The organism is uncultured Methanobrevibacter sp. (assembly GCF_937906425.1).
Classification (GTDB): domain Archaea; phylum Methanobacteriota; class Methanobacteria; order Methanobacteriales; family Methanobacteriaceae; genus Methanobrevibacter.
Genome location: NZ_CALCYR010000207.1, coordinates 1 through 8311 on the forward strand (window position 1 = coordinate 1; position 8311 = coordinate 8311).

The 8311-nt window shown below is 31.1% G+C and carries 6 protein-coding genes; 4 read left to right on the forward strand and 2 right to left on the reverse strand.

What is annotated here, in order from left to right; translation table 11 throughout:
• Positions 1–488 precede the first annotated feature (488 nt).
• The 4 genes from Q0138_RS06030 (at position 489) to Q0138_RS06045 (ending at position 5886) form a co-directional block, all read left to right on the forward strand.
• The gene (locus Q0138_RS06030) at positions 489–785 is read left to right on the forward strand and encodes a putative quinol monooxygenase (RefSeq protein WP_297982065.1); all 297 of its coding nucleotides are present in this window, start codon (positions 489–491) and stop codon (positions 783–785) included.
• A gap of 225 nt (positions 786–1010) precedes the next feature.
• On the forward strand, positions 1011–3302 hold the full coding sequence (locus tag Q0138_RS06035) for a PH domain-containing protein (protein ID WP_297982067.1): 2292 nt from the start codon (positions 1011–1013) through the stop codon (positions 3300–3302).
• A gap of 155 nt (positions 3303–3457) precedes the next feature.
• Entirely contained in the window at positions 3458–4642 is a 1185-nt protein-coding gene (locus Q0138_RS06040; protein WP_297982069.1) for an NAD(P)/FAD-dependent oxidoreductase, read from the forward strand.
• A gap of 212 nt (positions 4643–4854) precedes the next feature.
• Positions 4855–5886 (forward strand): TIGR01177 family methyltransferase, encoded by a 1032-nt coding sequence (locus tag Q0138_RS06045; RefSeq protein WP_297982071.1) that lies wholly within the window; start codon positions 4855–4857, stop codon positions 5884–5886.
• A 262-nt stretch (positions 5887–6148) separates the two neighbouring features.
• Here Q0138_RS06045 and Q0138_RS06050 read toward each other — a convergent pair whose 3' ends face one another.
• Complete coding sequence (locus Q0138_RS06050) at positions 6149–6856, reverse strand: ABC transporter ATP-binding protein (RefSeq protein WP_297982073.1); 708 nt, start codon at positions 6854–6856, stop codon at positions 6149–6151.
• Positions 6857–6866: 10 nt separating this feature from the next.
• Positions 6867–7997, reverse strand: a complete 1131-nt coding sequence (locus Q0138_RS06055; RefSeq protein ID WP_297982075.1) for an ABC transporter permease — start codon at positions 7995–7997, stop codon at positions 6867–6869.
• Positions 7998–8311: the final 314 nt, after the last annotated feature.

Consider the following 8311-nt stretch of genomic DNA (forward strand, 5'->3'; position numbering starts at 1 on the left):
TTTTTAGCTTTTTAGCTTTTTAGCTTTTTAGCTTTTTAGCTTTTTAGCTTTTTAGTTTTTTAGTTTTTTTATTATTTTAATTCTATTTTTTTATCTTAATTATCATTAAAATGGCCTGTGATGAACCCTATGAGCTCTGATACGTGATGAATGATGGGCGATCTGAGGCCATTTCATTTTTTAATTTTTTGCTTATTTTTTTAATTTTTTTTACTCTTTTTTTTAATTTTTTTTACTCTTTTTTTTAATTTTTTACTTATTTTTCTACTTCTTTTTTATTCCTTATTCTAATTTTTTACTCATTTTTCATGGGGGGATGATTTTTTTTAAATAAATTGTTCATATTTTTTCTAAAATAATTTATAATTGCTTTTTTTTATGCTAAATGATTAAATGATTAATTGTTTATTTTCATATTATTGAACAATTAAAAAGTTTAAATATATTTTGGAATATAAATATCAATAAAAATCTTAGTCGGTGATTTTATGATAATCGTATTGGCAAAAGCAATCCCTAAAGATGAAGAAGCTTGTGAAAAAATTGTTGAATTTGCACAAGACTTAATTGAAAACTCAAGAAAAGAAGATGGAAATGTAGATTACAACCTGTACAGCAATACTGGTGATGGAACTTTATTGTTTGTAGAGCAATGGGAATCTATAGATATTTTAGGCACTCATTTAAAAACTGAACATTTCATTAAATTTGGAGAAAATATTGAAGATTTAGTTGCAGAAGACCTTATAATTGATGTCTTCAATGCAGATGCCGTAGATCTCTAATTTTTCTCTTTTTTCATTTTCTTATTCTTTTTTTATTTTTTTTTATTCTTAATTATCTTTTCTCATTTTCTTATTCTTTTTTTATTTTTTTTTATTCTTAATTATCTTTTTTTATTTTTAGAATTATGTTTTTTATTCTTTTTTCTCATTTTCACTATTTTATTCATTTTGAAAAATTTTTTATTACAAAACTATATTTAAAATAAAAATTATAAATATAAACTAATGTTTAGTAAAGATAAAAATAATGAGTCTAATGAAAAGATATTATATGAAACTCAGCCTAATATCATTGTTTATTCCAAGGGAATTTTAATTGGAATGATTTTATTAGGTTTCCTTTTTTCATTATACACTACAGGAATTCAATATATTGGAAATATGCAGGTTTATCTTATTGAATCTAGTAAATTGCCAATGACTCGTTACTTTGCAATTGCAATATTTGTATGCATCATTCTTGTTATTGTATACATTGTCTTTAAATTGTTGGCTTGGACAACTGTCAAGTATACAATTACAGAAACCAGAGTCATTGCAGAGAAGGGCTTGCTTTTACATAAAAAGAATTATATGCCTTTCAATACCATTCAGGATGTGGACCGTTCCCAAAGTCTTTTTGGAAGATTGTTTTCAGTAGGCACCATCACATTATACAGTGCTTATGATGGAAATAATATTAAAATCAAGGATGTTTCAAGTCCTAAAAAGATTGAGGACATTATTTTTGAAAACATTAGGGGCACACATCTCAAATCACGCAATCTATATGATGAGGAGACAGGATATTCCAATTCCAATTTCAATCCGATAAGACCGAATTCCGATGAAAAGTCTCATTATAGGCGTATGGAAGATCTTGACGATCTTGAATTGCTTGATGCAAAAGAGCGTAAAAGGAACCTTAGGGATATAAGGAAAAAGGCTCAACAATCCAGAAATAATGATTATAATAAGTCCAATTATGATGATTCATATTATGAAGGCTCCGATTATGAATCTGACTATGGTTCTGTAAATACTTATGTTCCAAATGAAAGAAACCGTCATTACACTTCCGGAGCAATAAGGGAATCATATCAGAGGAATCCTAAAAAGTATTTTGCAAATAATTATGAAGAATTCCATCAAAGCAATCTTGAGGCTCAAAATCAGGGCTCTCAAGGATATGCTTCCAATGATTATTCAGAATCTTCAAGAGGATATGGCGATTCTTCTTCCAGGTCTTATGAGGATTCTTCTAGAGGGTATGGCGGTTCTTCTTCCAGGTCTTATGATGGTTCTTCAAGGGGGTATGGCGGTTCTTCTTCCAGGTCTTATGATGGTTCTTCCAAAGGTTTCGCCGGTCCTTCACATTCATATTCAGAATCTTCTAGCTATGGCTCTTCAAGGCCTTATGATAATTCTCGTGGAAACTATTCCGAATCCAGGGCTTATGATGGACCTTCATCCAATAATCATTCAAGAAGAGCTCCTGATAGAAATATAAATCAAGGTAATCTTGGAAATGATAGGGGATATGATGACCATAAGTCCGGCGGCGCTTCTGTTGTAATAAATCCTTCCAAGGATAAAAAATCTTCCAGAGGATTTAATTTATTTGACAATCAGGACAGATATTCTGATGATTATATCTCTGATGAGGAATTTGACAGTACCATTAATCAGGCAATGAATAATATGGAAGACAATATTAAATTCAAGCCTTCCACATCAAGAAAGATTAAGTCTGTTAATAATCATAATACAAATCATAATTATGATAATATGAGCTATGAGGCATATTCTGACGATTATGATTATTCTTCTTCTGAGAGAGTTCATTCTCCTTCTTCTGAGAGGGGATATTCTCCTTCTTCTGAGAGAGGTTATTCTCCTTCTTCTGAGAGGGGTTATTCTCCTTCTTCTGAGAGGGGTTATTCTCCTTCTTCTGAGAGTGGATATGGTGAAGGGTATTATTCCAGAAGGTCTAAAACTAATCAGAGACCTTATCAAAATCAAGAATCTTATGATAGGGGCTATGATAATCAAGGCAGCTATTCTGATAGAAGTTATGATAATCAAAATGGCCATTCTAATAGGGCATATAATAACCAAAGGGAATATAACTCTTCAAGAAGGGATAGAGAACCATATCATTCCAGTCAAAGACCTTATGATTCTAGGAATGCTAGAGTAGATTCTAGAGCTAATGAATATCCTCATCAAGAGTCTTATTATCCTGAAAGAAATGATTTTGATTCTAATTATCATGATAGTCGTGACTTTGAATCTAATCAATATGCTGGAGATAGAAACAGGAATCCTAATTATGGAAATTCCAGAAACAATAGGAATAAAAGGCATTCAAATAATCATAAACAGTATTCAAATCATTCCCAAAATGATTATGGGTCTGAATTGAAAAATGTAAACAATGAAAATTCTGTTGAGAAAAAGGATTTTGAAGAAGAAAATAATGATAAAAACGAGGATTCCGTATTTGCAAAACATTCCAGAAAATTCAGAAAACATTAGATTTTTAATTTTTTTATCTTTAATTTTTATTATTTTTCATATTTTTTTAATTTTAAAAAACTTTTTAAAGGGTTTTTAATTGACTTTAATAAAAATTTTACTTAAGCTTTGATTTTATTTTATTTGTTTTATTTATTTTAATTTGAAGGTAAAGTATGAGTTTTGATTATGATGTAACTATCATTGGTGCAGGGCCTATCGGTTCAAGTCTGGCTTATAATTTGGCTAGGGAAAACCTTAAAGTCTGTCTTATAGACAAAAAGAAAGTTATAGGTTTGCCATTGCAATGTGCAGGCATAGTTAATAAGAGAATTTTGTCCTTAAATGAAATTCCTGAAGATTTAATATTGAATCATGTCAAGGGAGCTAATCTGCATAGTAAAAGTCATTCTCTGTCTGTCTCTAAGGATGAAACTCAGGCATTCATTATCGACAGGGTTGGATTGGACCAATTCCTATTCAATCGTGCAATAAAAAATGATGTTGATTGTCATTTATCTTCAAAGGTAGTAAATATCGATTCAGAGTCTGGTTTGGTGGAATTCAAGTCAGAATCCACTGTCAAGTCAATAAGCTCTAAGATAATTGTGGGGGCTGATGGTCCACAATCACTTGTATCAAAATCCCTTGGAAATGAGATTGACACTTATGATGCAAGCCAATATCTTGTAAAGGTTGAAAATATTGAAAATATGGAATTTGTTGACCTTTATGCAGGAGAAAATTTGTTTCCAGGTTTTATTTGGAATATTCCTGTCTATAAAAATATCTATAGGATTGGCATGTTTTCAAATTATAACTGTAAGGAGCAATCAGAGATTCTGGATAAGTTTTTGGAAAAGGAGTTCAATCATTCAAACTATGAGGTTTTGGAAAAGTACAAGGGCAAGATTCCAATATTCAATGGGAAAAACCTTTTGGTAAAAAATAGGGTTCTCTTGATTGGAGATGCCGCTTCTCAAGTTAAGCCTACAACTGGTGGAGGTTTATTGATTGGATTTGAATCAGTTCAATTTGCATTTAAATCTATTGTAAAGTCCTTAGAGGAATCTGATTTGGAAATTTTAAATGATTATGCAAATGATTTTGAAAAGAGATTTTCAAAGGAGTTTTCATACCAGTTCAAGGTTCAAAAAACATTGTGTACATTGTCTGATGAGGACTTGGATTACTTTTTCATTAAATTAAAGGAAAAGGAAGCTGACAAATTAATTTCTGAATATGGTGATATGGACAATCAATCTGCTCTTGTTAAGGAATTTTTAAAAAGAGGTCTGATTTTGGATTTGCTTCCAGCCATTCATAAGAGGGAATTGGCCAAGATCTGGTTGTTGAAATGATTGGATTTTAAATTTTTTAATCAAATGTTTTATTTAATTTGATTTAATTTATTTATTGAAATATTTGTTTAAGGATTAATTTAGGTTTATTGTTTAAATTTAATAATTATGTATTTATTTAGTTTTTAAGTATTTTCTTTGGTTTTTAAGTATTTTATTTGGTTTTTAAGTATTTTATTTGGTTTTTAAGTATTTATTATGGAGTATTGAAAATGGATTTATTATTGATCTTGTCACAGGAGCATGATAAGCTTCCATTGGCTGAACTTAGAGCTGTTTTAGAAGCGGAAGAAGTTGAAACAGAATTGGAATTGGTCTGCCCAGGTCTAGTAATTCTTAGAAAATTGGATGATGAGCATTTTGATGAATATTATAGGATGCTTGTTAGAAGATTGGGATACGCCCATGAGGTTCATCAGTTATTGACTACAGTGGATTATGAGGATTTGGAGGATGAGATTCTTTCAATTGACTGGTCTGAGTATATAGATGAAAACTTTGCCGTTCGTGTAAAACGTTTCCGCAGTGATATAGACACGGTTGGCACTGAAAAAAGAGCAGGACATTTGATTTTAACAAATACTCCAGGTATTTCCGTAAATTTATCAGAGCCTAAATCCCTGATAAGAATTGTTGCCTATTTGGATAATGTTTACTTATGTTATGGCAAATACAGATTGGATAAGAAATATTTTGAGGATATGAAACCTCATAAAAGACCATTTTTCCATCCGGGCTGCATGAGTCCAAAACTTGCTCGCTGTATGGTAAATCTTTCCCGTATAAAGGAGGGGCAAACTGTTCTTGATCCATTCTGCGGAACAGGAGGAATTCTTATTGAGGCAGGTCTTGTAGGTGCAAAGGTCATTGGCTGTGACATTGATTGGAGAATGAAAAAGGGTACAGCAACCAATTTGGAATATGTTGGAATTACAGATTACAAGACTCATGTTGTAGACATTCGTGAACTTGAAATGTATGAAGAGGTTGATGCTGTTGTAACAGATCCTCCATATGGCATTTCTACAACTACCTGTGGTGAAGGTGCTTCCGGTATATTTAAAGAGTTTTTAGAATCTATTGAACATAGTATGAAGGAAGATGCTCTTTTGGTGATGGCCAGTCCTGATTCATTGGATATAGATTCACTGTTTAAGGAAGTAGGTTTCGTTTTATTGGAAAGATACTCAATTAAAATGCATAAAAGTTTAACCCGTATCATTTCCGTGATAGCTAAAATTTAGTAAATGCCATTTAAATCATTGGCAATTTTTTACTATTTTTTTAATTTAATTTTTTTTAATTTTCAACTATTTTTTTTAATTTATGCTATTTTTTCTAATTTTTATTTTTTAACTTTTTTTATTTTTTATTTTTTATGAGTTTTTTCTTTTATTTTTAAGTTCTGGTTTTAAATTTTTTAAAAATTAAAGAATTAGTAATTTTAATTATTATTCATTTTAATTGGTTTTCATTCATTTTAAAAAAAGTAAAAGATTAATAAAATTAATTATTAATCTCTATTTTATTGTCCAATAAACTTCCTTCCTCTGCATTGATTATTTTTCCATCAAGGACCTCTATTATTCTGTCCGCTAGTTTTGCAACAGTCATGTCGTGAGTAACAATTATCAGAGTAATATTCTTTTCCTTATGAAGTCTATGAAGCTCTTCAAGTATTTTAGTACTTGTTTTGGAATCAAGTGAACCTGTAGGTTCATCTGCAAGTATGATTGAAGGATTGTTTGCAAGAGATCTTGCAATTGCAACTCTTTGCCTTTCTCCACCGGATAACTTGTTTGGTTTCATATTGGCCTTGTCCTTTAGTCCAACAATCTCCAGAAGATTCAAGGCATCCTCCCTCATTTGCTTGGAGGATTTGTCCTGTGTATACATTGGAATTTCAATGTTTTCCACAACGCTGATGTTGGGAATCAGATTATGCAATTGGAAAATGAACCCTATCTTTTTTCCTCTAAATTCATTCAGCTTGTTATTTTTTCTCAAGTCATATCCTGCAACCCTTATTTCGCCGCTGTCCGGAATGTCCAAGGCTCCAAGCATATTCAGCAAGGTTGATTTTCCAGAACCTGATGGGCCTATGATGGATACGAATTCCCCTTCCCTGATTGTAAGGTCAATTCCGTTTAATGCCTTGATGTTTCCATTTTCATATGACTTTTTAAGATTCTTAATTTCAATAATGTTTTCCATGAAAATCCTCCTATTCGTATCTTAGAGCCTCTGTTGGAGGTAATTTTGTAGCCTTCAATGCAGGATATATTCCTCCTATTATTCCAACAAACAATGCGATTGCAAAGGCCCTTGCAAATATTTCAAGTGAATATACAGGACTTAAAAGTTGCATTATATTTGATGCAGCAAGCAGTTCAACGCCAATAACACCTACAATTGAACCTATTATTCCTGCAACTATTGTAATCACTATTGACTCTCCAATAATCATTATCAGGATCTTTCTGTCTGACCAGCCCACAGCCTTTAAAACACCAATTTCTCTTGTTCTTTCAAATACACTTGTAAGCATTGTGTTAATAATTCCTACAGCTCCAATAATGATTGCAAGTAAGGAAATTGCTAAACTTGCTCCATTAAGCATGTCAATCATGTTTCTAACCATTTCCAAATCACTGAGGGAACTGATTGTTGTTAGGTTTTCACCATACTTGTCATCAATTCTTTCCTTGACAGCATCAACATCCTCACCGCTTTTCACCTTGACATAAATGGAACTTATCATTCCCTCATCGTCAGATAATTCCTGTGAGTTGTTCAATGCAGTAAATCCCCCTTGGTCCTGCATGGAATTTCCTGATTCATAGATTCCCACTATCTTGAATTCATTATTGTCAAGGCTGATGGTGTCTCCAACATCTTTTTCCTCATTTTCTGCAGCTATTTTTCCGATAATGATTTCTTTGGTATCGTTTTTATAAAGCCTTCCATCGGTTATGCTTAATTCTGCAACCTTGTAATCTGCAGGATCCATTCCTATAACTGCAAAATAGGGTGAATTAGGGGTCATGAGGACAGTCATGTATATTGGGATTGCATCGCCGACTCCTTTGATATTGGCTATTTTTTCAATATAGTCATCTTCAATGGTTGTAGTTCCAAAACTGGCCATTTGTGATGATTCACCTTCTGATTTTCCACTTACTGTAAAATCACAGCCTCCAGCATGTAGGGTATCATCTGCACTTGCTATCATTCCGTCTGTAATTGCTCCCAATGCAATTATTGTAGCTATTCCAATTCCTATTCCAATGATTGCAAGTATTGCCCTGCTCTTACTTCTGAAGGGATTTTTTAAAATTAATGTTAAAAATGACATTTTATTCCCTTTCTTTTAAATTATTTTTTTTTTAATCTTTATTGTTTAAAATTAATATTTTAAATCATTATAAAATTTTTGATTTATTTTTTTAAAAGTTTTTTTTATCAATTTTTAATTTTAATGAATTTTGAAAAAATGTAAAAAGGATTAATAAATAATGTGTAAAATTAGTTTATTCTGAAATGGTGTAAAAATACTTGGGAATCAAGTGAAAAAAAGTTTTTAAAAATTATTTGATTTTTTTTGAATGAATAAATTATTTAAAATGGTTTTTTTATAAAAAAAGTAATTTTATTATTTAAAAAGTTTTT